Source organism: Bacillus sp. SRB3LM (assembly GCF_015712745.1).
GTDB classification, from domain to species: domain Bacteria; phylum Bacillota; class Bacilli; order Bacillales; family Bacillaceae_G; genus Bacillus_A; species Bacillus_A thuringiensis_K.
The window spans coordinates 350,558-376,257 of sequence record NZ_VWVQ01000017.1 but is presented as its reverse complement, the minus strand read 5'-3'; the positions used below and the strand labels follow the sequence as shown (position 1 = coordinate 376,257).

Below are 25,700 nucleotides of genomic sequence, written 5' to 3'. Positions count from 1 at the left end.
CTCTTTTATTGTTTCGTCATATATATAGAGAAATAGTGCAATGAAAGGAAATTTTCCGAGGTGGAGATCGTATTTCCAATTTGAGCGCAGTAAAAGAGGTGAGAATCTTGAACTTTGATATTGTAGGACAAAAAGCATATATAAAAGATGGACCGCATCGGAACCGAATTGGAATTGTAAAGAAAAACAAGACAAAATTAGCATCGCAGTTTGCTATTGTAATTGGAGAACAAATCATTGATGTAGAGCTAAAGGATATCGTGTTAGTTGGAGTAGACGTAGGACAATTTCATAAATGGTGCGAACAAAATGGTTATTTGTGAAAAGGACGGGCTGTGAGATAATGAAATATATTTGAGGAAAGAGGATATGTTATTGTATTCTCTTTTTCTATGTTTAAGGAGGCGAAAATGAAATATAAAGAACAGGAGTTTACGTTGGAGTTAAAAGAGAACATTCAATGTATGGAGAAGGAAATAGAGCGAATATCACTTAAACTGCATAAAGAGTATTCGCATTTATACATAGAAAAACACATGGAATTAGATATGGGATTTGCAAGAGAAAAAGAGAATCCCTTTGAGGTGGGTTATTATTCATCAGTTGCTATAGCTATATTAGATGAAGAAAAAGAGATGATTGAATTTCATAATATTCTAATTTGGAAATGCGAAAGAATCTTTTTAGGAATGCCAATTCAATCAATCATTTTGGGGAGTAAGAAAGTAGGGGAACTCGCTGATGAATCTTGTTATGAGATTGAGGAAGAGTTAAAAGAGCAACTAGAAGAATACTTGGAGTGATAATTCTCAAGATAAAATCTATAAAGAGGGAACGGAATAAAAAAGACGCTAACAATTGTATGTTAGCGTCTTTTTTCATTATGAAGCAATTTCACCAGTTTTTGTATCATCTTGATTGTACGTATCTTGATCTAATTCACCAAGCCATTTACTTGAAATAAGACCTGCTGTCATAGAACCACTTACGTTAAGAGCTGTACGCCCCATATCGATTAATGGCTCAACCGAGATAACTAGAGCAACAATACCGATTGGTAAGTTCATCGTAGATAGTACGATTAAAGCTGCGAATGTTGCGCCGCCACCAACTCCGGCAACACCGAATGAGCTAATAGCAACAACAGCGATTAAAGTTAAAATAAATTGTGGTTGTAATGGATCAATTCCTACAGTTGGAGCGACCATCATTGCAAGCATTGCTGGATAAATACCTGCGCAACCGTTTTGTCCGATAGATACCCCAAATGAAGCTGCGAAGTTTGCAATTCCTTCGGAAATACCAAGCTTTTCTTTTTGAGCTTCAATATTTAATGGCATCGCACCAGCACTAGAGCGAGATGTGAATGCAAAAGTTAGTACAGGGAACACTTTTTTCAAATATTGAATTGGATTTAAACCAGACAATGCAATTAATAATAAGTGAATGATAAACATTACGATAAGTGCTACGTAAGAGGCTAACACGAAGTTACCAAGTTTTAAAATAGCATTTATATCGCTACCAGCAACTGTTTTTGCCATAAGAGCTAATACGCCGTATGGAGTAAGGCGTAAAATTAATGTTACCATACGCATTACGATTGCATATACAGCATCAAGCATATTCTTAAATAGCTCTGCTTGTTCTGGATATTTTCGTTTTACACCTATAAAGGCAATGCCGATAAAGGCTGCAAATATTACGACAGAAATTGTTGATGTTGGACGAGCGCCTGTTAAATCAAGAAACGGATTTGTAGGTAATAGCTCTAATAATTTATCTGGAATTGTTGTCTTTTCAATAGAAGTAAATCTTTCTTCAACTAGTTTCAGACGAGCAGATTCTGCATCACCTTGTTGTAGGCCTGTTGCAGATACATCAAATCCTGCACTTGCAGCGATACCGACAGCTGCAGCGATTCCTGTAGTAAGAATTAAAATACCGATAATAAGGCCACTAATTTTACCAAGATTTTTCGTTAACTGTAATTTTGTAAATGCTGAAATAATAGATACTAAAATAAGTGGCATAACGATCATTTGAAGTAATTTTACATAACCGTTACCGATTAAGCCAAACCAAGTATTTGATTCAATAATTACTTTAGAAGTTGGCTCATAAATAAATTGTAATATAAGACCGAATAAAATACCGACTCCTAAAGCGGTAAATACACGTTTATTAAAAGATACATGCTTACGTTGCATATAATATAATACGCCAACTAAGATGAGCATGACTGCAACGTTAATTCCGACAAGCAGTGTATTCATGTTGATTCCCCCTAATTCCAATCTGTTATATAGAATATAAGGCAATAAAACCTATAAGTCAACTAGGAAATTACGGAATTAAAAAAAAGATGGCAAAATGCCATCTTTTAATGTCCAGCTCCAGGCACAAGTAAGAATGTCGTGTAGTATGTAAATCCTATGAAGAAAACAGTTAAATATGCCCCGAATACGTATATATACATACGCTCTGTTAATTTTAAATAGCTTAAAAGTACGAAGAATCCTGTTTGTCCTAAAAATAGTAGTGCGGCCTGTTGCATATCCCCTACGTAAAACATAACCGAGAAAATTCCAGTCCAAAAGCCGAGAACGCGAAACATGCGCTCCATGCCATCTCCCTCCTTTTCTAAAAAAAGTAAACCTCACCTCATTATAGTTTATTTTTCTTACTATTGTAAATATTCGTTCATATAAAAAGAAGCCATTTATAAATGGCTTCTTTTTATATGAGAAATTAAATTGTTAGTTTATAATTACAAGATTTACATCCATCTAATAGACTATCATTTCGAGTTAATTCCATGTTAGGGAATAGGATTTCAAAAATTCCTTTCATCATATCTCCGTGCATGTTACAAATTTCAGTTGGGTGATGAACAGCAACTTCCTTAAATGGACAATTGTGTACATCATAGAAAATTTTTGTTCCATCTGCACTTAATTCAAATGCAGGTGATAAGCCAGCTGTTGAGAAAGCTTCTTTTGCAATTTGAACCTTTTGTTCCACTGTTAAAGCATCTTCACTCACATTTAAACGCAGCATATGTTGTTGCATTAATTCTGCCCCAAATTGTTTTCCTGTTTCGTATAGCGCTTTCTCACCAGCAGCGCCAAGGCTAAGTAAAGAATTGAATGCGATTCTTGCTAACAATTGATAATCACGGAATGGAAATTGCAATTGAATAACATCTTCAGATAAGACATATAATCTGCTTGGTCTTCCGCCTTTTCCAGTTTTCTTCGTTTCCGATTTAAGCATATGAACATCTTCTAATTTAGATAAATGTAAACGTGCTACGTTTGGATGAATATCGAATTCATCTGCAATTTCTTGTACCGTTACGTAACTATGTTTTTGCGAAATATATTTATAAATGTAATAACGAGTTGGGTCAGCTAAAACACCTGTAATTTTTAAAGCTTGTTCCATGAGGATCTCCACCTTTATCACTTTATCCAAGATAATAACATTATAATACAGATAAACATAAGTATAGGTAATTTCAGACAATAATTCGGAAATTGTTCATAATTTCACAAACATATTTTTCCTTTTTATTCTATTGAAAATACAAAAGTCCCAATTTTTATTGCGCATGTTTTCATGCTATATACATAGTGAGGAGGGAAAAGTGATGAATGGGATTGAAATTTTTGCGAATGCAATTTTAAAAGAAGCGTGTAGGGTACAAGCGTCAGATTTACATATTGTGCCCCGGCAGAAGGATGTAGCGGTGCAACTACGTATAGGAAAAGATTTAATGACGAGACAGTGTATTGAAAAGGAGTTTGGAGAAAAACTTGTCTCACATTTCAAATTTTTAGCATCTATGGACATAGGAGAGAAACGGAAGCCACAGAATGGTTCGTTGTATTTGCAAATTGATGGACAAGAAGTGTATTTACGCCTTTCAACACTTCCAACAGTATATCAAGAAAGTCTTGTTATTCGCCTCCATTTACAAGCATCTGTTCAGCCCTTATCACATCTTTCGTTATTTCCAAGTACAGCAGCAAAACTACTCTCGTTTTTACGCTATTCACAGGGGCTACTCGTGTTTACTGGACCGACTGGATCTGGGAAGACGACGACAATGTATGCATTATTAGAGGTAATTAGAAAAAAGAAAACACGCCGCATCATTACACTTGAAGATCCGGTTGAAAAAAGAAGTGACGATGTATTACAAATTCAAATAAATGAAAAAGCGGGTCTCACATATGAAACAGGATTAAAGGCTATTTTACGTCATGATCCAGATATTATTTTAGTCGGTGAAATACGTGATGAAGAAACAGCAAAAATAGCTATAAGAGCAAGTTTGACAGGACATTTAGTAATGACAACGCTGCATACGAATGATGCGAAAGGAGCAATCATTCGTTTCATGGATTATGGTATAACGAGGCAAGAGATTGAACAGTCTTTATTGGCTGTGGCTGCACAGCGACTTGTCGAATTGAAGTGTCCGTTTTGCAGAGGAAAGTGCTCAACTTTATGTAAATCAATGAGGCAAGTAAGGCAAGCAAGCATTTATGAGCTACTATATGGATATGAGTTAAAACAAGCGCTTAAAGAAGCAGATGGAGAATGTGTTACTTACAAACATGAGACTTTAGAATCGTCAATACGAAAAGGATATGCTTTAGGTTTTTTAGAAGAAGATGTTTATGTTTAAGAAAACTTGGAGTTTAAGTGATCAAGTAGTATTGTTGAAACGTTTAGGAGAATTATTAGAAAAAGGCTACTCTCTTTTACAAGCATTAGAATTTTTACAGTTTCAATTACCTGTAGAAAAGAAAGTACAATTGCAGGGCATGATTGAGGGGTTAAAAGATGGGAAAAGTCTACACGATTCTTTTCATCAGTTAAAGTTTCATCAGGACATGTTAAGTTATTTATTTTATGCCGAGCAACATGGTGATATTTCTTTTGCTTTGCAACAAGGAAGTGCACTTCTTTATAAGAAAGATAAGTATAGGAGAGACATGATGAAAATAATGCAGTATCCTATGTTTTTGATGTTTTTTTTACTAATCATGCTTTTTATTTTTAAACTTATTTTATTACCTCAGGTTGAAATGGTTTATAGTTCGTTCGGTTCTAATACACCACTACTTACAGAACAAATTCTAAGTGCAATAAAACTGCTACCTTACATTATTTTAACCGCTATTTTAACTGTTATTATTGGATGTAGTTTATATATGTTGTATTTTAGGAAACTTCCACATATTAGACAGGTAAAAATCATGCTTCGTATTCCTCTCATCAAAACATTTCTTATTTTAAAGCATTCACATTATTTTGCTACTCAGTTGAGTGGTTTATTAAATGGTGGACTATCAGTATGCGAAGCTTTAACAATAATGATGGAGCAAAGATATCATCCGTTCTTTCAATATGAAGCGAGCCGGATTGAAAGACAATTAATTGGAGGAGAACAGTTACAATCTATCATTGCTAAAAGTGGGTATTACGAGAAAGAACTTTCTTATGTTATTACCCATGGACAAGCAAACGGCAATTTAGGGATTGAATTAGGTGACTATAGCGATCTTATTATGGAAAAGATGGAACGGAAAATTAAACATATGTTAGTTATCATTCAGCCTATTTTATTTACATGTATTGGAGGAATCGTTGTCCTTATGTATTTAGCGATGATTATGCCGATGTTTCAAATGATGGATTCTATTTAGGGGGCATTTGTATGCAAAATGAGGAAGGATTTACTCTGTTAGAGATGCTATTAGTAATGGTTGTCATAACTATATTATTACTATTAATTATTCCGAATGTAGTTACACAGCGCTCATCGGTCCAAGGAAAAGGGTGTGCAGCTTACGTGAAATCTATAGAAGCGCAAATACAAGTATATCAATTACAACATAATAAAATTCCATCGTTAAAAGAACTGGCAGATGAAAAGTATATTACAGCTGATAAGTGTCCGAATGGCGAATCTATTCATATATCAGATGATGGCACAGTATCAATTAGGGCATTGTGAAACAGCAAGGATTTACTTTTTTAGAAATGTTACTCGTTTTATTTGCTATTTCTGTATTAAGTATAGTTACGTATTTTAGTGTTCATTCCTTATACGAGCGACAAAAAGTTGAACAATTTTTGAGACAGTTTTCAAATGATATTTTATATATGCAGCAATTAGCGATAAACCGTCAAAAGCACTATACATTACGTTGGCATAAAGATAGAAATATGTATGCTATAAAAGAGTCAGGTACAAAGTATTATATCGTCAAGCGAGAGTATGAAGAAGATATACAAATCGATTTGCATACGTTTCCAAATCCGATGACATATAATCCAAGTGGAAATATTAATAGAGGTGGTACGATTATAATTTCGTATAGAAATTATAAATATGAAATTGTATTTCAGCTTGGAAGAGGGAGATTTACGTATCGTGAAATGTCAAAAAGGATCCATAATGGCTGAAATGATTGTATCGTTAAGTGTTTTAATGATGGCTGTATCGTTACTACTACCGCAAACAGCATTAGTTATGCAAGAAAGAAAAAATATACAAATTCGTTATAAGGCATCTGGGTTATTAAAAAAAGAAGCAGCTATATATATGTATGGAAATGAAGAAAAGCGAATAATAGAAAAGAATATAAATGGAATTGTGTATTACACATATTGGGGAGGCAACGAAGTTTGTACCATGTGGAGAGATGTGAAAGACAGAATGATGGAACAATGCTTTTATGTAGGAGAAAAAATAAATTAGAATTTGGTTTTTCATTAATAGAAATGATTGTATGTCTGTTTCTATTATCAATATTTTTTTTGCTCTTTCCCCGCCTACATTTCATTGAAATGGAAAATAAACAGTCGAAAGGGTTAAATGATTGGGAGTGGAATGTGTTTTTAGGTCAAATGCAATTGGAGTTTCGTGAAGTATCATCTGGAGAACAGCTAGCATTTGAAAATGGAGAAAGTATTTTACGATTCCGATCGCGTAATGGGAGTGAAGTATCGTATGAAAAAGAGAATAGTCGTCTTATAAGAAAGGTAAATAGGCGCGGGAGGGAAGTTGTTTTACAAAATATTGGAACGGTTTCTTACAAACTAACACCTCATGTACTCATTATAAATGTGAAAGATACTAGTGGGGAAATATATGAAGGTGTAGTTATGCGATATAGCGAAATAGGAATAAACGTATGAGAAAGCAAAATGGATTTACAATGCCTGGGACGATTATCTTTCTTATTTTATTAACTTCTTTTTTTATATACGAAACAAATATGTTGTTTACAGATAAAAATTTTTATATAGAAATAGAACAAAAGTTTTTACTGGATGAACTACTTAACCGATCTATTACAGATATAAAAAAAGACTTACAGCAACAAGAAAATGAAGGTACATTCTTCTTTCAGTATGAAAAGGGAGAAGCGAGTGGAAATTATGTCTTTGAAAATGATTTAATTCTCGTTGCGTTACAGTGCACACTCAAACAGGAAGCTTTCTATACGGTGAGCTTTCGGTATAGAAAAAAGGATGGAAAAATAGTCGATTGGATAGAAGGATAATATGTAAAAAATACGAAGAAAAACCAGGGATTTCTATTGTAAATTGAATTGATTTTTTAGAAGAAATGGATAAATATAATGATTAAAAGTTTAAATTTTCTCAAAAAAGAGAAAGGTAGAAAGAATGTGATATATTCATGCTATCCAATCATTATTTTTAGGGAGAATAGGGAAATGACAAACAACAATCAAATAGGTGAAAATAAGGAACAAACTATTTTTGATCATAAAGGAAATACGATTATGACAGAAGATAGAGAAATACACATTATTTCAAAATTCGAAGAACCTCTTATTGTCGTATTAGCAAATGTACTGAGTGATGAAGAGTGTGATGAATTAATTGAAATGTCTAAAAATAAAATGAAGCGTTCTAAAGTTGGTTCATCACGTGATGTAAATGATATTCGAACAAGTAGCGGTGCATTTTTAGAAGACAGTGAACTTACTTTAAAGATTGAAAAACGAATTTCATCTATCATGAATGTTCCTGCGTCGCATGGTGAAGGATTGCACATTTTAAATTATGAAGTGGATCAACAATATAAAGCACACTATGATTATTTTGCGGAACATAGTAGATCAGCTGCTAACAATCGTATTAGTACGCTTGTAATGTACTTAAATGATGTAGAAGAAGGCGGGGAAACGTACTTCCCGAAATTAAATCTTTCTGTACACCCTAGAAAGGGAATGGCAGTATACTTTGAGTATTTTTATCAAGATCAATCACTAAATGAGCTTACGTTACACGGAGGGGCACCTGTAACGAAAGGCGAGAAATGGATTGCAACGCAGTGGGTGAGAAGAGGTACTTATAAGTAAAAGCGAGTGTTACGTTTTGTTCTTCATAGTATAAGAACAAAACGTTTTTTATTAAACAAAGTAGCATCTTTCGTTATAATAACAATTAATAAATGACGATTGAGAGGACAGAAAATGAAATCTATATACATAACCGGCTATATGGGAGCAGGAAAAACAACAATTGGAAAAGCGTTAAGTAAAGAACTTCAAATAGATGTTGTAGATACTGATCAAAAAGTTGAAGAGAAGCAAGAGAAGGCAATTCGAAATATTTTTGCCGAAGAAGGTGAAATGGCTTTTCGGGAATATGAAAGCGAAATGTTACGTTCGCTACCAGTCCATAATGTCATTATTACAACTGGTGGGGGAATTATTGAACGAGCGGAAAATCGCAAGTGGATGAAAGAGAACGGAACTGTCGTGTATTTATATTGTGATCCGCATGTAATTGCAGAAAGGCTTCGTGAAGATACGACACGTCCACTATTTCAAAAGAAAGATATAGATGCATTCGTAAAGAAATTTGAATCACGCCGAGCTTATTATGAAGAGGCTCACATTCATATCGATACGACAAATAAGTCTGTAAGGCAAATTATGAATGAGTTAAAGGAAAAGATTAATGTATAAAAAAGTGGACATACTAATCAAGTAGAGGTGATGATAATATGTCTACTAATGATTATGTTCGCTTTGTGACGCAGCAGTTTGTGTCGTATATGGATGCTCCAAAAGAAGATCGAAAACAAAAGAAAGAACAACGCCGTGCTGAAAAAGAGCCATTTATGAATAAGTGGTTTGGTGTTATGCCGCTGAGTGCTGCTTTGTTTTACCGAAATGTAAAAAGTAAAAGAAAAAAATCAAGTTAAATTTTAGTCATATGTCTAGCAAACCAAAAATCCCCTAGTGTCGTATTACACTAGGGGATTTTTATTTACTGCACGGATTCTTTTTCTTCCGTAACGGCATGTATTTTATTGTTAACCCATACGAACCCTATTCCGATACAAATAGAAATGCCCCAGCCGACAGCGGTCATAATCGCTCTCATTTCACCATAGCCATCTACACCAAAAACAGAGATGAAATAAATTTTTAAAAAGCTTTTTAATATAAATTGCAGCCCGAAAAATAACGTTAAATATTGTAGTGCTGGATAGATACGACTATCACGATAAAGCTCACGACTTTTATCGCGGTCATGCCCTTGCAGCGCTGCAATATCCGCAGCGAAATATAACATGAGTGGTTTTTTTATGAAAATTGTACAGATGACGATAATACCGAGTACGATGTGATAATATGCATCATTCCACAACATTCGTTCAGCTGACCCAGATAATAAATCTACCGTTGTATTAGAAATAAGTGTAATTAAAATAAAGAACCCTGTCACGTTAAACTGTTTTTCTTTTTTAAAGGTATACAGTGTATAAATAATCCCCGGAACAGAGGAAAGTAACATCGCGTAATAAGGATCGATATAAGGTTTTGCAAATTTCCAAATGAGGAATGGGATTACGAGATAAAAGACAAGATCTAATATAGCTTTTTTATTTTGATTCATACAAAGCCTCCTTAAGTCATACATATATTTTATAATATAATTTCTGAAAATTGTATAAGGTTTAATGGGAAAAGAAAAAATATATCAATTTTCGAGGGGTTAGTAGATTGAAAAAAATTGCCCCTAGCGTAGTAAGTTTTTTTAGTATATAATAAAGGAAACGCTTTCATTTTGATTTGTTCACAAAATGGACGGAAAATCACATATTTACTATCTATATGTTGCTTTATAATGAAACTAATTAAATATACATGCATACAATATTGTGAAATAAATAACATAAATAATCTATATAAATGTAAACGTTATCAAAAGAGAGAGGTGGAGACAATGAGTAAATTTTTCTTCAATCATAATCCAGCAACAGTAGAGGATGGAAGGCTTGTTAAATATGCTGAAATTATTTATGGAGAAGGTGGCCGTTCTGTATTAGAAAATTTAATGGTGAAGGCATCTATCAGATTGCGTGATCGTTATCCGAATAAATCTGACGAGCAGATCTCGAACCTAGTAAATAAAGGCATCCATGATATGTTTCAAAAATATGTGAGCGAGTAAGAGTGGCCAATGGCTGCTCTTATTTTTTTTGTATAAGGATTGTAACTCTAGCTGAAAATAAACATGTATTCTGAAAAACGTAAAAAGGAGTGGGAAAGATGAGCAATGGAATTGGACGTTCGAAAGAAAATCTTCCAACTGATGCAAATCATGTGAGCGCGAAGGATCGTGCGTATCAAAAACGCATGGCAAAGCAAAAACAACAAGAGCGTAATGAGGATAGAGAATAACTCGAAATAAAGCTCCTTCTAAAGCAGAAGGAGCTTTATTTTGATAGAAAATGATTCGCGGTAACATAAAAGAGTCCACCGTTAATAATTTGCACTGTAATACGTGGTTCATACTGTTCTTGCAGAGCTTGTTTTTCAATTTCATAGCTCTCAGGAAGTTCGTCACTTTCTTCATAAAAACGGTTTAAAAGGTCTAAATCATGATTCCAACGCACTCTTGCTTCTTTTGCCCACGTATGGTCATCTTCTGCAATTATATTTTTTAAAGCGTCTTCTATGCGTTGTAAACCACTTTGAGGTTTAATGATGGGCGAGAGCGTAAAACAAAAATCAGGTATTTTTGGTGTAAGTTTAATGTTTGTTAATGTTTCATGAAAGTTTGCCATCATTGTTCCAGAAATGAGATGAATACCAATCGAGTGAAGGATGTCTTTTTTTCGATCACATTGATAGGAAACTTTTATATTAATACCGAGCCAAGGGTGGAGCGGTGTATGTGTTGCCCCATTATGTCTTACATCCTCATATAAACGTATGTATGAGCCTAATTCTTTTGTCGTTTGGAAAATTTGATGTAGACGTGGTGAACCGTAGTGAATAAGCTCACCATCATTTTCTTCATTTTCTGGATTTGTAATAAGAGTAAGGCGCATTGGATTCGGTACGCCTCCTGTTTTCTCAAGATAGTGCCAATAAAAAGGGCGATTCATTAATAATTTATCCATCTCAATTGTTAACTGTACATCTAATAAATGAGGAGAACGTTCTAAAATTTCACAGTTATTCGCCTCAAAGAAATTGTATAAGTAATTATGAATTTCATGTTGCTGCATAGCCTTGCACCTCAGCTTCATTTCGTTTCGCAAAGTCGATAATAGATGTTAAGTTTTCCATCTTAATTCTAATTTCACCTTCGCTTTTTGATTGCGCGAAAATTTCTTGAATGTGCGCGTCGATGTTTTTCATATTAATTCTTGTTAAAATTTCATCGAGTTCACCGATAACACGCTCGAATAAGTTGATTTTTTCATATAACAGTTTCAGAATATGTTCTTCAACAGTATGCTTTGTAGCTAAGTTATAAATATGAACATCATTTTTTTGTCCAAGACGGTGAATACGTCCGATTCTTTGCTCAAGACGCATTGGATTCCATGGCAAATCATAATTGATCATATGGCTACAAAACTGTAAGTTAATCCCTTCACCACCAGCTTCAGTTGCAATTAATACTTGTGCGTGGTTTTGGAAAAGCTCCTTCATCCAATCTTTCTTCCCGCGTTTAAACCCGCCGCGGAATGGAACGGAAGAAATACCGTGTTGTTGTAAAAACCATTGTAAGTACATTTGTGACGCTCGATATTCTGTGAAGATAACGACTTTATCGTCAATTTCTTTTATAAGCTCAAGAGCTTTATTTGCTTTTGAGTTGAAAGGAATATGATTAATTTTGTCCATTAGCACATCGATATGTGGATCTTTTATATAATGTTCATTTTCTTTCTGTCTTTTTTCTACATGCTTTTTCAATGAATAGTAAACAGCTTCCCGACTACTACACGCTTCCCGTTTTAAAGTTAACGATGAGAAAGCAGATGTGAAGGCGTCTTGTCCTCGCCAATTTTCGATATCATTATATAGAGCTTGTTCTTGTTCATTAAACTCAACAAAAATTGTACGTACATGTCTCTTCGGCCAATCGATACCGGTATTATGTCGTCTATTTCGCACCATTACTTTATTAATGAGAGCTTTTAAGTCTTCATCTGATTCGGCTGAGCGATTTTTGGAAGCGTAATATTCTTCAAAGTTGGATTGATTGCCTAAATGTCCTGGTTTTAATAAAGAAACAAGGTTAAAAATTTCATCAATCTTATTTTGAACAGGAGTAGCGGTTAGTAATAAACAAAACTTCTTTTTTAATCGTTGTGCAAATTCATAGTTTTTTGTTTTATTGTTTTTCAGTTTATGTGCTTCATCGATAATAATAAGGTCATATTCCAAGTTCAACACGATATCGCGATGTGGTGAACGTTTCGCAGTATCAATTGATGATACGATTACGTCAGCTTGTTCCCATGAGTAGCTTTTCTTTTGTGCTACAGCGGGAATGAAAAACTTTGTATTCAGTTCGTATGCCCATTGTGATACGAGAGAAGCTGGGACAAGTATAAGTACCTTTTTCACAAGCCCGCGGACCATGTATTCTTTCAAAATAAGTCCAGCTTCGATTGTTTTTCCAAGGCCTACTTCATCTGCTAGAATCGCTTTACCGTTCATTTGTTCAATCACATTTTGAGCGACTTCTAATTGATGCGGAAGCGGTGTGAAATGGGATAAATGTTTCGGTGCTTGTAGTCCATCAAAAGTAGGAACAAGTAACGATTTTTCTGTTTCATAAGCTAAGTGATATAAATCCCAGTTTGTCCAAGGACCATCTTCGTCAATTCTATTTAAAAAATTGTTTTGCCATGTCCGATCTACGGAAATATCGACATTCATTACAACTCTCCCACCTTTTATAAACTAAAGTAATTATTTTTTAATGTATGATGATTTGCCTTAAAAGAAGGCATAATTATCGTTATTAAAGGCTATATGATAGACAATAATAAAGTATTAAATCTCAAAAGCTGTATTTATTGTGTTTTAACATAAAAAATTCTAAATTATTTTTTATGCTAGAATATTGATGAAATATAGCGAATGATGTTAGGATAATGGTGTGAAATGTGTGGAATCTTTCGTATTTTATCCAAGAAAGTGATTTTTTATTTACGCTTTCATAAAAAAATATAATGAGATTCCGTATATCCTATCTTTTCAGAATGAAAATGTTTAGAAAAGGGAAGCAACTTTTATTGATTTGTCAAAGCATAAGGGGGAGAGAGCATGATTACATTACAACGTACACCGTTATTTGATGTATACGCGAAGTATGGTGGGAAAACAATCGACTTCGGTGGTTGGGAATTACCAGTTCAATTTTCAAGCATTAAAGAAGAACACGAAGCTGTACGTACAGCTGCGGGTTTGTTCGATGTGTCTCATATGGGAGAAGTTGAGGTAAAAGGTGTAGATAGTTTAGCATTTTTACAACGTGTTGTTACAAATGACGTATCTACCTTAAAGGTAGGGGGCGCACAATATACAGCTATGTGCTACGAAAATGGTGGTACAGTAGATGATTTATTAATCTACAAACGTGGTGAAGAAGACTATTTATTAGTAATCAATGCATCAAATATCGAGAAAGATTACGAATGGTTAGCAAGTCATGTAATTGGCGATGCGACAGTAGTCAATGTTTCTAGTGAAGTTGCACAGCTTGCAATTCAAGGACCAAAAGCAGAAGGCATTTTACAAAAAGTTGTGTCAGAAGATTTGAAAGAAATTAAGTTCTTTAAATTTAAAAACGATATTCTTGTAGATGGAATTCCAACACTTGTATCTCGTACAGGTTACACAGGTGAAGATGGATTCGAAATTTATTGTAAGAGTGAAGATGCTGCAAAACTTTGGGAGAAACTTCTTGAAGTTGGAGCAGAAGAGGGCTTAAAAGCATGTGGTTTAGGTGCTCGTGATACACTTCGATTCGAAGCAACATTACCACTTTATGGACAAGAATTATCAAAAGATATTACACCGATTGAGGCTGGAATTGGCTTTGCGGTAAAAACAAATAAAGAAGCAGACTTCTTTGGAAAAGCAACGTTAAAAGAGCAAAAAGAAAACGGTGCGCCTCGTAAATTAGTCGGCATCGAAGTAATCGAACGTGGAATTCCTCGTACGCATTACCCTGTATTTATTGGTGAAGAAAAAATTGGGGAAGTAACGAGTGGTACACAATCTCCAACGTTAAAGAAAAGCATTGGTTTAGCACTAATTGATGTAAAATACGCAACAGTTGATACAGAAGTAGAAATTGAAATTCGTAATAAACGCGTCAAAGCAGTAGTTGTTCCAACACCATTTTACAAACGTTCAAAGTAACGGGGAGAGGGGTAGATTTCATGTTGCATCGTTATCTTCCAATGACAGAAGAAGACAAAAAAGAAATGTTACAAACGATCGGTGTTCAAACGATCGATGAATTATTCTCTGATATTCCAGAGAGTGTTCGTTTTAAAGGGGATTTAAAAATTAAAGAAGCAAAATCAGAGCCAGAGCTTTTAAAAGAGCTATCTCAAATGGCTAGTAAAAATGCTAACTTAAAAGAATACGCTTCTTTCTTAGGAGCAGGCGTATACGATCATTACGCTCCAGTAATTGTAGATCATGTTATTTCTCGCTCAGAATTTTATACAGCTTACACACCATACCAACCAGAAATTTCACAAGGGGAATTACAAGCAATCTTTGAATTCCAAACAATGATTTGTGAATTAACAGGAATGGATGTAGCAAACTCTTCTATGTATGACGGGGGGACAGCTTTAGCTGAAGCGGCAATGTTAGCAGCTGGCCATACTCGCAAAAAGAAAATTCTTGTATCTAGTGCGGTTCATCCAGAATCAAGAGCAGTACTTGAAACGTATGCAAAAGGTCAAAATCTTGAAGTTGTTGAAATTAATCATAAAGATGGTGTAACAGATTTAGACGTATTACAAAGTGAAGTAGATGATACAGTTGCTTGTGTAATCGTTCAATATCCAAACTTCTTCGGACAAGTTGAAAAATTAGCTGATATTGAAAAAATCGTTCATCAACAAAAATCATTATTTATCGTTTCTTCAAATCCATTATCATTAGGCGCATTAACACCACCAGGGAAATTTGGTGCTGATATTGTAATCGGTGATGCACAACCATTCGGTATTCCAACGCAGTTTGGTGGACCGCACTGTGGTTACTTTGCAACAACGAAAGCATTTATGCGTAAAATTCCAGGACGTCTTGTTGGACAAACTGTAGATTCAGATGGTAAACGTGGATTTGTATTAACGTTACAAGCACGTGAACAGCATATTCGTCGTGATAAAGCGACATCTAACATTTGTTCAAACCAAGCGTTAAATGCATTAGCAGCTTCTGTTGCAATGACGGCACTTGGCAAACAAGGTGTGAAGGAAATGGCACGTCAAAACATTTCTAAAGCACAATATGCCAAACGTCAATTTGAAGCGAAAGGCTTCACAGTAACATTTTCTGGACCATTCTTCAATGAGTTTGTTGTAGATTGCAAACGTCCAGTGAAAGAAGTAAACGATGCATTATTACAAAAGAATATTATCGGCGGTTACGACCTAGGCCGTGATTATAAAGAGCATGAAAACCATATGCTTGTAGCAGTAACTGAGCTTCGAACAAAAGAGGAAATTGACACACTTGTAAACGAAATGGGGGCTATCCAATGAAGAACCAAGACCAAGCACTTATCTTTGAAGTGAGTAAAGAAGGACGCATAGGATATAGCCTACCAAAATTAGATGTAGAAGAAGTGAAACTAGAAGATGTATTTGAGAGCGATTATATTCGAGTAGAAGATGCGGAGCTACCAGAAGTATCTGAACTTGATATTATGCGCCATTATACAGCACTTTCAAACCGTAACCACGGTGTTGATTCTGGATTCTATCCACTTGGATCTTGTACGATGAAATATAATCCGAAAATTAATGAGAATGTAGCTCGTTTCGCAGGATTTGCAAATATTCATCCACTGCAAGATGAAAAGACAGTACAAGGTGCAATGGAATTAATGTACGACTTACAAGAGCATTTAATTGAAATTACAGGTATGGATACGGTTACATTACAACCAGCAGCTGGTGCACACGGAGAATGGACAGGGTTAATGTTAATTCGTGCATACCATGAAGCAAATGGTGATTTTAACCGTACGAAAGTAATTGTTCCTGACTCTGCTCACGGAACGAATCCAGCATCTGCAACTGTAGCTGGTTTTGAAACAATTACAGTAAAATCAAATGAACATGGTCTTGTTGACTTAGAAGATTTAAAACGTGTTGTAAACGAAGAAACAGCAGCACTTATGTTAACAAATCCTAATACATTAGGTCTATTCGAAGAAAATATTTTAGAAATGGCAGAAATCGTCCATAATGCAGGCGGTAAATTATACTATGATGGTGCAAACTTAAATGCGGTATTAAGCCAAGCACGCCCAGGAGATATGGGATTTGACGTTGTGCATTTAAACCTTCATAAAACATTTACAGGTCCTCACGGCGGTGGTGGCCCAGGTTCTGGTCCAGTAGGTGTGAAAGCTGATTTAATTCCGTACTTACCAAAACCGATTTTAGAGAAAACGGAAAATGGTTATCACTTCAACTACGACCGCCCAGAAGCAATTGGTCGTGTGAAACCATTCTATGGTAACTTCGGAATTAACGTTCGTGCATACACGTATATTCGCTCTATGGGTCCAGATGGCTTGCGTGCAGTAACTGAGTATGCTGTATTAAATGCGAACTATATGATGAGAAGATTAGCACCATTCTACGATCTTCCATTCGATAGACATTGTAAGCATGAATTTGTATTATCAGGTCGTCGTCAAAAGAAACTTGGTGTACGTACATTAGATATTGCAAAACGTCTGCTTGATTTCGGTTACCATCCACCAACAATTTACTTCCCATTAAATGTGGAAGAATGTATTATGATTGAGCCGACAGAAACAGAATCAAAAGAAACATTAGATGGTTTCATTGATAAGATGATTCAAATCGCTAAAGAAGTAGAAGAAAATCCAGAAGTTGTACAAGAAGCACCGCATACGACAGTCATTAAACGTTTAGACGAAACGATGGCTGCACGTAAACCAGTTTTACGTTATGAAAAGCCAGCTCCTGTACAAGTTTGATTAGAATAACAAAGGAAGAACTCGCTATATGCGAGTTCTTTTTTTGTATGGAGAATTTGTCCCGCATTAACGGACAGTAAACTCCCAACTCAAAACTTAGCTGGTGCAAAGAAGTCAGGTGGGAGATAAACTGTCCGTAAATGCCCGATTGGTTCAACTAATAATCAGTGGGGATGAACAAAAATTCCCACTGATTAAAGTTTCACTTTATGCAGAAATAGTGAAGAAAATGTTGAAAAATTATATTTTTTCTTTCCTAATGGTGTAAAGATGTAGTTTTATAGGTAGTTTTGTTGAAAAAGTCGGTTTGATAAAAGTATTTATTTTTGTTAGAATTTTATTGAAATTAAGAAGGTGTGATGAGGCAAAGATTACTCATTTTTATGTATATGTGAAAAAACGAGCAAGACGGGGGTGAAAGTGTGGGATATCGATGTTATAGAATGGTATACCATTTAGAAAATGGAGAAACAATTAAAGATGTAAAAGAATTTTGCTATCGAGACCAAGGAAAAGTGTTAGAAAGAGTAGCAAATCGTGTAATGGATAATAGAGAAGTGACGGCGATTGATAAACAAGGAACAATCATTTCAATAGCATGTGAGGATATTGTAAAGGTGGAACTTGATTACATAACAGAAAGTTAACCTTGAGTCATATCGAATTATTCGATAAAATAAACTGTTGAATGGTGAAGTGAGAAGAGAGGAGTTTATCATGGGTAGTACAAGACACTTTTATATGTTTATCTTAGCGTTTGTTCTTGTTGTGGCATTAACGGTTTACTTAATCGTTGACAGCAGCTGGTACAACACGGTTCATCCGGCATTCCTTCTGTTTATGTATATAGGAATTGCAGTAGTAAGTTTCGGAATGAGAGACGAGATGTTAGATCGCTTTGAAAAGTGATACATATACGAAAGACCAACAGGGCAATGTTGGTCTTTTTTTCTTGCCAAAAATAGGATGGTGTGTATATACTGTATATATAAGGTATATACAGTATATACACACTGGAGGAAAACATGAATATTATTATTTCGAATTCTTCCCAAGACCCTATTTATGTACAAATAAGAAAACAATTAAGCCAGCTTATTTTAAATGGTGGTTTAAAGGGTGGAGACCAATTACCGTCTATTCGTAGCTTAGCGAAGGAATTACAAATTAGTGTAATTACAACGAAGCGTGCGTACGAGGAGCTTGAAAAAGAAGGATATATAGAAACTGTTGCTGGGAAGGGGACTTATGTTTCACGTAAAAATAATGAACTACTAAAAGAACAAAGGCTTCGTCTATTGGAAAGTAAAGCGGAAGAGGTTGTAAATGAAAGTAAAGCGTTGCAGCTTTCACTTGAAGATTTACAGCAGATGATTGCGTGTTTATATGAGGGGGAATAAAGGGTGTTAGAGCTAAAAAACGTTTGTAAAAGTTATGAAGATTTCGCAGTGGAAAATATAAGTTTTACACTGCCACGCGGATATATTATGGGGTTTGTCGGACCGAATGGGGCCGGAAAAAGTACGACGATCAAAATGATTATGAATTTAATTAGAAAAGATAGCGGCTATATAAAAATTTTTGGCAAAGACAATAAGAAAGCCGGAAAGGACATAAAACAAAATATCGGCTTTGTATATGATGAAAATCATTATTACGAAGATTTAACGTGTGAACAAATGAAGCGTATTATTGCACCGTTATATAAAAAGTGGGACGAAAATCAATACCAATCGTATATGCACAGATTACAAGTTCCAAAGTATAAAAAAATTAAAGAGCTATCTAAAGGGATGAAAATGAAGTTTGCGATTGCAATCGCGCTTTCACATCATGCTGAATTCATTATTATGGATGAACCGACAGCAGGATTAGATCCAGTTGTCCGAAGTGAATTACTTGATATGTTGCAAGAAATTGTAATGGAAGATGAAGTATCTGTATTATTCTCAACACACATTACAACAGACTTAGAGCGCATTGCAGATTATATTACGTTCATCAATGATGGAGAGATTATATTTACTGGTGAAAAAGATGAATTAATGGAGAACTACGTAATCGTAAAGGGAAGCAATGATTTATTAGATCAAGAAGGAAAAGAACTATTTGTTGGATTACGAAAAAATAAATTTGGTTTTGAAGGTTTAGCGAAGGATAAACAAGCAATTATCGATTGGTTTGGAAATGAGGTTGTAATAGAAAAGCCTACATTAGACGATATCATCGTTTACACTGCGAAAGGGAGAGGTGCCTATGCGTCAGCTCGTATATAAAGATTTGTTCTTTTTTCGGGTTATGTGGTTAGTGAATTTTGTTATGCCCCTTTTGTTCTTTATGTTAGATGCAAGTGGTGAATTGTTATTTCCAATGAGTTGTCTATTTATAACCTTTTCATCGGTTATGACGTTAACCGTTATGGATGAAAGAAATAAAAGTGACATTGTTATAAATAGTTTACCGGTAAGTCGAAAGGAAATCATAATTGCTAGATATATTTCCTGTGCAATATTCATTGTAGGTGGCATGATCTCTACGATGTTAGTTGTTTTTCTTATAAGAGGTATTGTGATTATTAGTGATATCGGTGTATATCATACTAATCTATACATTGAAATTCCATGGTATGAAGTCATAAATGGAGCTGTTTATGCCACATTTTTTGTTGTCACGTTTTTTCCTAGTTATTATGGTACAAAATCGAAGGTAGTAAGAAGTATAGTATCAGCAGCATCAATAGGAGTGGGTGTAATTCTTTGGATATTTATTAGTGATGGACTGAATGAAACAACATCTTCATTCAGTGAGTGGATTATGAATCCAGTACATATTGGTGTATTTATAGTTGGAGGAATGATATTAGCTAGTGTCTATATCGCTTCTATGTTTCTTACAATTAAAATTTATGAAACGTGTGATTTATAGAGAGGAGAGTTCATATGCAACAGTTGATTTTGAAGGAGTTTTTCTTACAGAAGAAGATGTTTCCTTTCTATTTTTTAATACCCATTTTATCTATTTTTAAGAATTCCGTCGAACCAATGGGGATTGCAATAGGATTATTTATAACATGTAGTACGATTATATATATTTCTTTTTATTATGACGAGAAAAGTAAGGCAGAAAAAGTATTAGTGAGTTTGCCTATAACGAGAAAAGAGATAATTATAGCTAAATATATTTCAAGTACATTATTTATTATGGCTGGTTTGAGTGTAACTTTTATAGTCGTAATATTAGGAAATATTTTATTGAACAGAGATATAGTTATGCCTGGATATGCAATATTTTCAGCAATAGTAGCAACTTTGATTTATTGTGCAGTAACGATACCGACTAATTACATTGGGGGATATAAAGCTATTACTGTCTTGAATTTGATTATGCTTTTTCCTTTAATGGGTATGATTGGTCTTATGTGCAATATTTTTGGTGATAAAACAATTATGTTAAAAGTACTTCACTCTCAAGAGGCTACACAAGCAATGGGTGTTCTTGGTATCGGAGTGTTAGTAAGTATAGTCATATCAATGTTTCTCTCAATGAAAATGTTTCAGGAGGCAGAGTTATAGAAGGGACATTTTCATATTAGGAGGGGTAATACATGATCAAGCCACTAATTTTAAAAGATTTCATCATTCAATGGAAATTTTTAATTTGGTACATATTGTATCCTGTTTTCTTTTATATGGCCTTAACAGATACGGAAAATTTGTTCATCATTATGTCAGTAATTATTACAATTGGGGCAACAGTAAAAACATTTGAAGCAGATAGTAAAAATGAGAGTGAAGTTATAGTAAATAGTTTACCAATATTGAGAAAACAAATTGTGTATGCGAAATATATAGTAGCAATTATTATTCTTTTTATAAGTGTAACGGTCGGTTGTTTCACGATGGGAATGAAGAGCGGGGTTAACTTATTTGAATTTATTGAAACGACAATGGTTGCTAGTATTAGCTTTATTTTATTGTATTTAAGTTTTGTTTTACCAATATCCTTTTGGCTAGGGTATAAGAAAACCATTTTCATTACGATAGTAATATTCATGGCACCGATAGTTGTTTTAGAAGCTTTGTTTCAAATTAACTTAGAACAAATTCAACTATACAACAGCTTGTTATTCATTAGTTCAATGTGCATGTTCATAGCATCTATCTTTGTTTCAGTAAAAATATATGAAAAAAGAGAATTTTAAAAGGTGCCCTATAAAAGGCACCTTCTTCAATAACGACAATACGAGAGCAGTAGTTTATAAAAAGAAACGCTATTTGGCACATCTTTCGGAGTATGTAATATAAAGCTGAAAACGATAACGAGAATAAGAAAGAGGAAAAATAAAAATAGGATTTGCTTATGTATAGAATTTTGCATATTATTCACTCCTTTTTTAGGTAGTATGTCCAAAAGAAAGGAGTGTATGAAAAATTTTAGGAGGGGAGAATGATGGACAAAAGAAAATGGTTATATAGAATAGGGGTACTTTTCGTTTCAATCGGTCTCATATTAGCAAATTTTTATTCAGACATACCATCACCGTTTCCTAATTTGCATAAAGCAATTGGTATAAGTATTGTTATAATTGGTCTGTTTTGTCTTATCACATCTAACTTCTACAGAAAGTCTGAATGAATATAAAAAAGGACAGTTATTCTTTTTCAGAAGTACTGTCCTTTTTTAATAACTTATTCCATAGTTTGGCGATACTCCATATAATGACGATTGCAATGGAGGCGATAATGGACCAAACAATCGATATAATTTCAAGTGTCATGTTAGGAAGGAATGTGAGAATGGATAATACTTTATGAAACAATGATTCTATTATATGAAAACTTATTTGTAATAGAATGACGATACCAAGTGTGATCCATGCTAATATTTTCTTTCCTTTTTCTTTCCACATGACATTCACCTCACGTTAGCTTAATAGTTTTAAGCCAACAGCGCCGCATAGAATGCAGCTTAAGAAAGCAAGACGACGCCAATCCGCTGATTCTCGGAAAATGAGAATGCCTAGAAGTGCACTTCCGGCAGTTCCGATTCCAGTCCAAATCGCGTAAGCAGTTCCCATCGGTAATGTGTTCATCGCAAGGGATAAGAAGAAGAAGCTTACGCCGAAGTTAGCGATTAAGATAACTTTTGGTGCCCAGCCTTTCTTTTCAGTGGCTACTTTCATAAAGAGTACACCAATAATTTCACAAATACCAGCTAGAATTAAAAATACCCAAGCCATTTTATGCGGCCTCCTTCGCTTCTTTTTCTTCTGTTACTCGTTTTAAACCAATTACTCCGAAGAAGATTAAACCGATTAATAAAACTTTTACGATAGAGAAAGGTTCTCCGAAAACGAAAATCTCAGTAAGAACGATTCCACCAGCTCCAATACCTGTAAAGACTGCGTATACAGTGCCGACAGGTAAATCTTTATAAGCTCTAAATAATAAGACGAAACTAATTGTAATTAATAGAGCAACACCAGCCCATTGAAGTGGTGCTTCCGCGTGTTTTAATCCAATCACCCAAAAGATTTCAATAATACCAGCTAAGATTACATAAATCCATGCCATTTGTCATTTCTCCTTCCTACCAGTCGTTAGGTAAAGGGCTTAAAAACGACGCATTGCAAAGGAGCAATCCGTCAGTTTGAAAGGCCTCGCCAAAATACTTGCCAAGAGGCGTTTAAACGAGTCTCAAAGCGATTTAAACCTGCGAATAGTAGTTCAACCATAAGTCCGTCCAGTAAGCATAGAAAAGCTTCTAGAGCGTCTTTCACTTCAATGTTATGCAGTTCACTTTGCTCGTTTGCCTGTTTAAATATAGGGAATAAAAGTTTTCCGACGTTTTCAATGTGCGCATTCGCTTTTTCGATAATTTGTTCGCGAAATGCATCAGGCGGAAAATAAGAAGTTCGTAACCAAAACATTGATTCTTCACTTTCACCAAATCGTTTTGCGTAGCCCTTTAGTAATTGTAAGAGCAATTCTTCAGTAGACGAATTTGAAAATTTTTCGATATCGTCAGTGAAGCTTTGTAAATCTTTTTGAAGAGCGGATTCTAAGCATATAAAATATAGCTCTTCTTTTCCTTTAAAGTGTGCGTAAATCGATGGCTTTTTAATCCCAACTTCTTGAGCAATATTTGCTAATGAAGTTCCTTCGTAGCCGTAGCGTGCGAAATGAGAAAGTGCTACAGCTTTAATGCGGTTTGCTGTCATTTTCATCCCCTACCTACCGTTCGTTAGGTTCATTATATGAGATGGAAAATATAAAGTCAATAGGTGAAAAGCTGAAAAAGAGCGTTATAGGTAACGCTCTTTTTAGACAGTCTCTCGCTCAATTAAATGGAATGAAAGCTCTTTTGCACTGCCGACAATTTGCTCGCTTTGGATCTGCTTATGGAATAAAGAAAAAGCATGTGAGCCCATTGCGAGACCGGGATGTTCAATTGTGGAAATTTCTAATGCCTTTGAAATTTCATGATTATCAAATCCAAGGATAGCAAGGTCTTCAGGTACTCGAATGCCATGTTTTCGAGCCTCTGTTAATAAACCAGCTGCAACTTGATCGTTCGCTGTAAAAATAGCAGTTGGACGATTTTTCATGTTTACAATACGATGGAGTACTTGTGCACCATCCTGCATTGTATAGCATTGGTGGAAAATCCATTCAGGATGCAACGTTTTCCCTTCGTTACGAAGTGTATCGGCGAATGCTTTTTCGCGCTCCATGGAATTTACACTTGTTTTTCTTGCTAAACAAATTCCGATTTTTTCATGGCCTCTACTTAGTAAATAGGCAGTACCGAGACGGAAACCTTCATAATGATCTACGTAGATGGATGAAATGAGGGGATGCTTCATTTTTTCACATGAAATAATAGGGGCAAATTTTGCAAAAGGTTCGATTTGTTCCCAAGAGCTCGTTCGGGAGCAAATAATCATCCCATCAAATTGTTTCATTTTCATCATTTCAAGAACACGAATTTCTTCAATGCTATCGTAATTCGTTTGACATAAATTAATATGATACCCAGCTAATAACGCTTCGTTTCCGATTCCTTCAATAATCGTACTGAAGTAGGGGAGGTTAATGAAAGGAAGCATAACGCCAATTGTATATGTTTTCCCTTTTATTAAATGGACAGCATTTATATTTTTTGCGTAGTTTAATTCTTCAACAGCATCTAGAACACGCTTACGCTTTTCTTCTTTTACGTAAGGGTGATTATTCAGGACACGAGAAACAGTTGATATCGATACACCAGCAGTTTTAGCAATTTGTTTTATATTGGCCATATGTATCACCTCTTTCCCTTATTATAAAGGGAAAATAATAAGAAAGAAAAAATCTTGACCTGAAAAGCTTTTCACAAACTATGGTATTAATAAGACTTCTTTTTATTCGCGTAACCTTTTCACTTGGGCGTAAGAATAATAGGGGTCTTTTTTGTTTGCAAAAAGTGTTGTCAAAATGTGTGAGAATAACGTGGAAAGAGAAAGGCATTGAATATCGCCTGCTATATCGGAATGTAGAAGAGAACGATGAAAAGGTAATCAAGCAGAGTTTATTATACATTGTGAATAAGATGAAATGAAAAAACTAGCTGATTTATTCAGCTAGTTTTTTGTATGTTATTATTTCTTTTTAATTTTGCCTGTCCAAGATTTAAATCCACCTTGTAATTGGTAGAAATCTTTGTAGCCTTGTTTTTTTAAGTATTGCGCTGCACGACCTGTACGGAATCCGCTTTGGCAATATAAGTAAACAGGTTGATCTTGACGAAGTTCTTTATGGCGAAGGCGAATTTGTGATAACGGAATGTTACGTGCACCTAAAATATGCCCTGCGTTATATTCGTCTGCTTCACGAATATCGATAAGCTGTGCTTTACGGTAGCCAGCGCGAAATTCTTCTTCTGTAAGAGTTTTAATTAATTTTTTCTGATAGAAGTACATCCATACAGTGTAGCCGATAAATGCTACGATTACGGCTAATAAAATAATCCAAGTTGTTGACACGATTCTATCGCTCCCTTTTTTCTTATCCTACTTTCAATATTATAATGCCCATATGTATTTATGCAACAGATTCATTTGCATATAAGAAGAAATTTCGTAT

37 protein-coding genes and 2 pseudogenes are annotated in these 25,700 nt (G+C 34.8%); 26 read left to right on the top strand and 13 right to left on the bottom strand.

All coding sequences use genetic code 11. The annotated features are described in order from the left end of the window. Positions 1-107: 107 nt before the first annotated feature. Both F3I02_RS13015 and F3I02_RS13010 read left to right on the top strand, forming a co-directional pair. Complete coding sequence (locus tag F3I02_RS13015) at positions 108-323, top strand: DUF3912 family protein (protein ID WP_001008332.1); 216 nt, start codon at positions 108-110, stop codon at positions 321-323. An 87-nt stretch (positions 324-410) separates the two neighbouring features. Then, positions 411-803 (top strand): hypothetical protein, encoded by a 393-nt coding sequence (locus F3I02_RS13010; protein WP_131251068.1) that lies wholly within the window; start codon positions 411-413, stop codon positions 801-803. A 78-nt stretch (positions 804-881) separates the two neighbouring features. Here F3I02_RS13010 and F3I02_RS13005 read toward each other — a convergent pair whose 3' ends face one another. The 3 genes from F3I02_RS13005 to F3I02_RS12995 all read right to left on the bottom strand — a co-directional run bounded on the left by F3I02_RS13005 (position 882) and on the right by F3I02_RS12995 (position 3,447). After that, positions 882-2,276, bottom strand: a complete 1,395-nt coding sequence (locus tag F3I02_RS13005) for an L-cystine transporter (RefSeq protein ID WP_001094346.1) — start codon at positions 2,274-2,276, stop codon at positions 882-884. A 107-nt stretch (positions 2,277-2,383) separates the two neighbouring features. Continuing rightward, on the bottom strand, positions 2,384-2,626 hold the full coding sequence (locus tag F3I02_RS13000) for a DUF2626 domain-containing protein (RefSeq protein ID WP_000440717.1): 243 nt from the start codon (positions 2,624-2,626) through the stop codon (positions 2,384-2,386). A gap of 125 nt (positions 2,627-2,751) precedes the next feature. Further along, positions 2,752-3,447, bottom strand: coding sequence for a helix-turn-helix transcriptional regulator (locus F3I02_RS12995; RefSeq protein WP_000434104.1), 696 nt, complete (start codon positions 3,445-3,447; stop codon positions 2,752-2,754). 205 nt (positions 3,448-3,652) lie between these two features. Between F3I02_RS12995 and comGA the strand changes: the two genes are divergently transcribed. The 10 genes from comGA to F3I02_RS12945 all read left to right on the top strand — a co-directional run bounded on the left by comGA (position 3,653) and on the right by F3I02_RS12945 (position 9,262). Beyond that, on the top strand, positions 3,653-4,696 hold the full coding sequence (gene comGA / locus F3I02_RS12990) for a competence type IV pilus ATPase ComGA (RefSeq protein WP_001013169.1): 1,044 nt from the start codon (positions 3,653-3,655) through the stop codon (positions 4,694-4,696). Further along, entirely contained in the window at positions 4,683-5,720 is a 1,038-nt protein-coding gene (comGB, locus tag F3I02_RS12985; RefSeq protein WP_002164182.1) for a competence type IV pilus assembly protein ComGB, read from the top strand. The genes comGA and comGB overlap by 14 nt, the downstream gene beginning before the upstream one ends. 11 nt (positions 5,721-5,731) lie before the next feature. Next, on the top strand, positions 5,732-6,031 hold the full coding sequence (gene comGC, locus F3I02_RS12980; RefSeq protein WP_001178685.1) for a competence type IV pilus major pilin ComGC: 300 nt from the start codon (positions 5,732-5,734) through the stop codon (positions 6,029-6,031). Next, positions 6,028-6,483, top strand: coding sequence for a competence type IV pilus minor pilin ComGD (gene comGD / locus F3I02_RS12975; RefSeq protein ID WP_000813141.1), 456 nt, complete (start codon positions 6,028-6,030; stop codon positions 6,481-6,483). The genes comGC and comGD overlap by 4 nt, the downstream gene beginning before the upstream one ends. Further along, positions 6,476-6,778: a hypothetical protein gene (locus tag F3I02_RS12970; protein ID WP_000829463.1), complete on the top strand. Its 303-nt coding sequence runs from the start codon at positions 6,476-6,478 to the stop codon at positions 6,776-6,778. The genes comGD and F3I02_RS12970 overlap by 8 nt, the downstream gene beginning before the upstream one ends. Next, on the top strand, positions 6,748-7,218 hold the full coding sequence (comGF, locus tag F3I02_RS12965; protein ID WP_000923105.1) for a competence type IV pilus minor pilin ComGF: 471 nt from the start codon (positions 6,748-6,750) through the stop codon (positions 7,216-7,218). Before F3I02_RS12970 ends, comGF begins: the two co-directional genes overlap by 31 nt. Further along, entirely contained in the window at positions 7,215-7,586 is a 372-nt protein-coding gene (gene comGG / locus F3I02_RS12960) for a competence type IV pilus minor pilin ComGG (RefSeq protein WP_001231319.1), read from the top strand. The genes comGF and comGG overlap by 4 nt, the downstream gene beginning before the upstream one ends. Before the next feature lie 174 nt (positions 7,587-7,760). After that, entirely contained in the window at positions 7,761-8,411 is a 651-nt protein-coding gene (locus F3I02_RS12955; protein ID WP_000183865.1) for a 2OG-Fe(II) oxygenase, read from the top strand. A 114-nt stretch (positions 8,412-8,525) separates the two neighbouring features. After that, entirely contained in the window at positions 8,526-9,023 is a 498-nt protein-coding gene (locus F3I02_RS12950) for a shikimate kinase (protein WP_000836648.1), read from the top strand. A gap of 38 nt (positions 9,024-9,061) precedes the next feature. After that, the gene (locus F3I02_RS12945) at positions 9,062-9,262 is read left to right on the top strand and encodes a YqzE family protein (RefSeq protein ID WP_000106083.1); all 201 of its coding nucleotides are present in this window, start codon (positions 9,062-9,064) and stop codon (positions 9,260-9,262) included. 65 nt (positions 9,263-9,327) lie between these two features. On the opposite strand, the gene F3I02_RS12940 is transcribed toward F3I02_RS12945, so the two are convergent. Both F3I02_RS12940 and F3I02_RS33895 read right to left on the bottom strand, forming a co-directional pair. Next, entirely contained in the window at positions 9,328-9,960 is a 633-nt protein-coding gene (locus tag F3I02_RS12940; protein WP_001073110.1) for a VC0807 family protein, read from the bottom strand. A gap of 141 nt (positions 9,961-10,101) precedes the next feature. After that, positions 10,102-10,217, bottom strand: a pseudogene (locus F3I02_RS33895) (GTP pyrophosphokinase). 73 nt (positions 10,218-10,290) lie between these two features. Between F3I02_RS33895 and F3I02_RS12935 the strand changes: the two are divergent. Then, positions 10,291-10,518 (top strand): hypothetical protein, encoded by a 228-nt coding sequence (locus F3I02_RS12935; RefSeq protein WP_000032702.1) that lies wholly within the window; start codon positions 10,291-10,293, stop codon positions 10,516-10,518. A gap of 98 nt (positions 10,519-10,616) precedes the next feature. Next, positions 10,617-10,748: a hypothetical protein gene (locus tag F3I02_RS34410; RefSeq protein WP_000064668.1), complete on the top strand. Its 132-nt coding sequence runs from the start codon at positions 10,617-10,619 to the stop codon at positions 10,746-10,748. Between the two features lie 35 nt (positions 10,749-10,783). Here F3I02_RS34410 and F3I02_RS12930 read toward each other — a convergent pair whose 3' ends face one another. Next, positions 10,784-11,581 carry a YqhG family protein gene (locus F3I02_RS12930; protein WP_001183964.1) on the bottom strand — a complete coding sequence of 266 codons (798 nt, stop codon included), beginning with the start codon at positions 11,579-11,581 and terminating at the stop codon, positions 10,784-10,786. Continuing rightward, the gene (locus F3I02_RS12925; RefSeq protein ID WP_001100037.1) at positions 11,568-13,250 is read right to left on the bottom strand and encodes a DEAD/DEAH box helicase; all 1,683 of its coding nucleotides are present in this window, start codon (positions 13,248-13,250) and stop codon (positions 11,568-11,570) included. Before F3I02_RS12925 ends, F3I02_RS12930 begins: the two co-directional genes overlap by 14 nt. A gap of 390 nt (positions 13,251-13,640) precedes the next feature. On the opposite strand from F3I02_RS12925, the gene gcvT reads away from it, so the two are divergent. The 11 genes from gcvT (at position 13,641) to F3I02_RS12870 (ending at position 22,212) form a co-directional block, all read left to right on the top strand. Then, positions 13,641-14,741, top strand: coding sequence for a glycine cleavage system aminomethyltransferase GcvT (gcvT, locus tag F3I02_RS12920; protein WP_046945814.1), 1,101 nt, complete (start codon positions 13,641-13,643; stop codon positions 14,739-14,741). Positions 14,742-14,761: 20 nt separating this feature from the next. Then, entirely contained in the window at positions 14,762-16,105 is a 1,344-nt protein-coding gene (gene gcvPA, locus F3I02_RS12915) for an aminomethyl-transferring glycine dehydrogenase subunit 1 (protein WP_000903242.1), read from the top strand. Beyond that, a complete protein-coding gene (gene gcvPB / locus F3I02_RS12910) occupies positions 16,102-17,577 on the top strand; it encodes an aminomethyl-transferring glycine dehydrogenase subunit 2 (protein WP_000795690.1) in 1,476 nt (491 codons plus the stop codon). Before gcvPA ends, gcvPB begins: the two co-directional genes overlap by 4 nt. 443 nt (positions 17,578-18,020) lie before the next feature. After that, a complete protein-coding gene (locus F3I02_RS12905; RefSeq protein WP_000262496.1) occupies positions 18,021-18,224 on the top strand; it encodes a DUF3929 family protein in 204 nt (67 codons plus the stop codon). A 70-nt stretch (positions 18,225-18,294) separates the two neighbouring features. Beyond that, complete coding sequence (locus F3I02_RS12900) at positions 18,295-18,486, top strand: hypothetical protein (RefSeq protein ID WP_000535936.1); 192 nt, start codon at positions 18,295-18,297, stop codon at positions 18,484-18,486. 116 nt (positions 18,487-18,602) lie between these two features. Further along, the gene (locus F3I02_RS12895; protein ID WP_001021358.1) at positions 18,603-18,977 is read left to right on the top strand and encodes a GntR family transcriptional regulator; all 375 of its coding nucleotides are present in this window, start codon (positions 18,603-18,605) and stop codon (positions 18,975-18,977) included. A gap of 3 nt (positions 18,978-18,980) precedes the next feature. Beyond that, the gene (locus F3I02_RS12890; protein ID WP_000891284.1) at positions 18,981-19,853 is read left to right on the top strand and encodes an ABC transporter ATP-binding protein; all 873 of its coding nucleotides are present in this window, start codon (positions 18,981-18,983) and stop codon (positions 19,851-19,853) included. Then, complete coding sequence (locus tag F3I02_RS12885) at positions 19,834-20,502, top strand: ABC-2 transporter permease (RefSeq protein WP_001249561.1); 669 nt, start codon at positions 19,834-19,836, stop codon at positions 20,500-20,502. Before F3I02_RS12890 ends, F3I02_RS12885 begins: the two co-directional genes overlap by 20 nt. A gap of 14 nt (positions 20,503-20,516) precedes the next feature. After that, the gene (locus F3I02_RS12880) at positions 20,517-21,149 is read left to right on the top strand and encodes an ABC-2 transporter permease (protein ID WP_001186559.1); all 633 of its coding nucleotides are present in this window, start codon (positions 20,517-20,519) and stop codon (positions 21,147-21,149) included. 35 nt (positions 21,150-21,184) lie between these two features. After that, on the top strand, positions 21,185-21,778 hold the full coding sequence (locus F3I02_RS12875) for an ABC-2 transporter permease (RefSeq protein WP_074593489.1): 594 nt from the start codon (positions 21,185-21,187) through the stop codon (positions 21,776-21,778). A 245-nt stretch (positions 21,779-22,023) separates the two neighbouring features. Continuing rightward, entirely contained in the window at positions 22,024-22,212 is a 189-nt protein-coding gene (locus F3I02_RS12870; protein WP_002181117.1) for a hypothetical protein, read from the top strand. 16 nt (positions 22,213-22,228) lie between these two features. On the opposite strand, the gene F3I02_RS12865 is transcribed toward F3I02_RS12870, so the two are convergent. From F3I02_RS12865 to F3I02_RS12845, 5 genes are all read right to left on the bottom strand, one after another. Next, positions 22,229-22,486 carry a DUF3975 family protein gene (locus tag F3I02_RS12865; RefSeq protein WP_000265370.1) on the bottom strand — a complete coding sequence of 86 codons (258 nt, stop codon included), beginning with the start codon at positions 22,484-22,486 and terminating at the stop codon, positions 22,229-22,231. Between the two features lie 15 nt (positions 22,487-22,501). Next, positions 22,502-22,816 carry a DMT family transporter gene (locus F3I02_RS12860; RefSeq protein ID WP_000312623.1) on the bottom strand — a complete coding sequence of 105 codons (315 nt, stop codon included), beginning with the start codon at positions 22,814-22,816 and terminating at the stop codon, positions 22,502-22,504. A gap of 1 nt (position 22,817) precedes the next feature. Then, complete coding sequence (locus F3I02_RS12855; protein WP_000312354.1) at positions 22,818-23,150, bottom strand: DMT family transporter; 333 nt, start codon at positions 23,148-23,150, stop codon at positions 22,818-22,820. A gap of 71 nt (positions 23,151-23,221) precedes the next feature. Beyond that, positions 23,222-23,803 carry a TetR/AcrR family transcriptional regulator gene (locus F3I02_RS12850; protein WP_002181118.1) on the bottom strand — a complete coding sequence of 194 codons (582 nt, stop codon included), beginning with the start codon at positions 23,801-23,803 and terminating at the stop codon, positions 23,222-23,224. Between the two features lie 96 nt (positions 23,804-23,899). Then, positions 23,900-24,877, bottom strand: a complete 978-nt coding sequence (locus F3I02_RS12845) for a LacI family DNA-binding transcriptional regulator (protein ID WP_001273977.1) — start codon at positions 24,875-24,877, stop codon at positions 23,900-23,902. Positions 24,878-25,062: 185 nt separating this feature from the next. Here F3I02_RS12845 and F3I02_RS12840 point away from each other — a divergent pair. Beyond that, a pseudogene (locus tag F3I02_RS12840) lies at positions 25,063-25,176 on the top strand (DNA polymerase III subunit delta); the annotation flags it as partial. A 40-nt stretch (positions 25,177-25,216) separates the two neighbouring features. Here F3I02_RS12840 and F3I02_RS12835 read toward each other — a convergent pair. Beyond that, a complete protein-coding gene (locus F3I02_RS12835; RefSeq protein WP_000108653.1) occupies positions 25,217-25,600 on the bottom strand; it encodes a rhodanese-like domain-containing protein in 384 nt (127 codons plus the stop codon). Positions 25,601-25,700: the final 100 nt, after the last annotated feature.

Bases quoted from the DNA above. Each gene is read 5' to 3' on its own strand.
- F3I02_RS13010 (WP_131251068.1), top strand. From the start codon at position 411: ATGAAATATAAAGAACAGGAGTTTACGTTGGAGTTAAAAGAGAACATT.
- F3I02_RS13005 (WP_001094346.1), bottom strand. From the start codon at position 2,276: ATGAATACACTGCTTGTCGGAATTAACGTTGCAGTCATGCTCATCTTA.
- F3I02_RS13000 (WP_000440717.1), bottom strand. From the start codon at position 2,626: ATGGAGCGCATGTTTCGCGTTCTCGGCTTTTGGACTGGAATTTTCTCG.
- F3I02_RS12995 (WP_000434104.1), bottom strand. From the start codon at position 3,447: ATGGAACAAGCTTTAAAAATTACAGGTGTTTTAGCTGACCCAACTCGT.
- comGA (WP_001013169.1), top strand. From the start codon at position 3,653: ATGAATGGGATTGAAATTTTTGCGAATGCAATTTTAAAAGAAGCGTGT.
- comGB (WP_002164182.1), top strand. From the start codon at position 4,683: ATGTTTATGTTTAAGAAAACTTGGAGTTTAAGTGATCAAGTAGTATTG.
- comGC (WP_001178685.1), top strand. From the start codon at position 5,732: ATGCAAAATGAGGAAGGATTTACTCTGTTAGAGATGCTATTAGTAATG.
- F3I02_RS12970 (WP_000829463.1), top strand. From the start codon at position 6,476: ATGGCTGAAATGATTGTATCGTTAAGTGTTTTAATGATGGCTGTATCG.
- comGF (WP_000923105.1), top strand. From the start codon at position 6,748: ATGCTTTTATGTAGGAGAAAAAATAAATTAGAATTTGGTTTTTCATTA.
- comGG (WP_001231319.1), top strand. From the start codon at position 7,215: ATGAGAAAGCAAAATGGATTTACAATGCCTGGGACGATTATCTTTCTT.
- F3I02_RS12955 (WP_000183865.1), top strand. From the start codon at position 7,761: ATGACAAACAACAATCAAATAGGTGAAAATAAGGAACAAACTATTTTT.
- F3I02_RS12950 (WP_000836648.1), top strand. From the start codon at position 8,526: ATGAAATCTATATACATAACCGGCTATATGGGAGCAGGAAAAACAACA.
- F3I02_RS12945 (WP_000106083.1), top strand. From the start codon at position 9,062: ATGTCTACTAATGATTATGTTCGCTTTGTGACGCAGCAGTTTGTGTCG.
- F3I02_RS12940 (WP_001073110.1), bottom strand. From the start codon at position 9,960: ATGAATCAAAATAAAAAAGCTATATTAGATCTTGTCTTTTATCTCGTA.
- F3I02_RS12935 (WP_000032702.1), top strand. From the start codon at position 10,291: ATGAGTAAATTTTTCTTCAATCATAATCCAGCAACAGTAGAGGATGGA.
- F3I02_RS34410 (WP_000064668.1), top strand. From the start codon at position 10,617: ATGAGCAATGGAATTGGACGTTCGAAAGAAAATCTTCCAACTGATGCA.
- F3I02_RS12930 (WP_001183964.1), bottom strand. From the start codon at position 11,581: ATGCAGCAACATGAAATTCATAATTACTTATACAATTTCTTTGAGGCG.
- F3I02_RS12925 (WP_001100037.1), bottom strand. From the start codon at position 13,250: ATGAATGTCGATATTTCCGTAGATCGGACATGGCAAAACAATTTTTTA.
- gcvT (WP_046945814.1), top strand. From the start codon at position 13,641: ATGATTACATTACAACGTACACCGTTATTTGATGTATACGCGAAGTAT.
- gcvPA (WP_000903242.1), top strand. From the start codon at position 14,762: ATGTTGCATCGTTATCTTCCAATGACAGAAGAAGACAAAAAAGAAATG.
- gcvPB (WP_000795690.1), top strand. From the start codon at position 16,102: ATGAAGAACCAAGACCAAGCACTTATCTTTGAAGTGAGTAAAGAAGGA.
- F3I02_RS12905 (WP_000262496.1), top strand. From the start codon at position 18,021: ATGGTATACCATTTAGAAAATGGAGAAACAATTAAAGATGTAAAAGAA.
- F3I02_RS12900 (WP_000535936.1), top strand. From the start codon at position 18,295: ATGGGTAGTACAAGACACTTTTATATGTTTATCTTAGCGTTTGTTCTT.
- F3I02_RS12895 (WP_001021358.1), top strand. From the start codon at position 18,603: ATGAATATTATTATTTCGAATTCTTCCCAAGACCCTATTTATGTACAA.
- F3I02_RS12885 (WP_001249561.1), top strand. From the start codon at position 19,834: ATGCGTCAGCTCGTATATAAAGATTTGTTCTTTTTTCGGGTTATGTGG.
- F3I02_RS12880 (WP_001186559.1), top strand. From the start codon at position 20,517: ATGCAACAGTTGATTTTGAAGGAGTTTTTCTTACAGAAGAAGATGTTT.
- F3I02_RS12870 (WP_002181117.1), top strand. From the start codon at position 22,024: ATGATGGACAAAAGAAAATGGTTATATAGAATAGGGGTACTTTTCGTT.
- F3I02_RS12865 (WP_000265370.1), bottom strand. From the start codon at position 22,486: ATGTGGAAAGAAAAAGGAAAGAAAATATTAGCATGGATCACACTTGGT.
- F3I02_RS12860 (WP_000312623.1), bottom strand. From the start codon at position 22,816: ATGGCTTGGGTATTTTTAATTCTAGCTGGTATTTGTGAAATTATTGGT.
- F3I02_RS12855 (WP_000312354.1), bottom strand. From the start codon at position 23,150: ATGGCATGGATTTATGTAATCTTAGCTGGTATTATTGAAATCTTTTGG.
- F3I02_RS12850 (WP_002181118.1), bottom strand. From the start codon at position 23,803: ATGAAAATGACAGCAAACCGCATTAAAGCTGTAGCACTTTCTCATTTC.
- F3I02_RS12845 (WP_001273977.1), bottom strand. From the start codon at position 24,877: ATGGCCAATATAAAACAAATTGCTAAAACTGCTGGTGTATCGATATCA.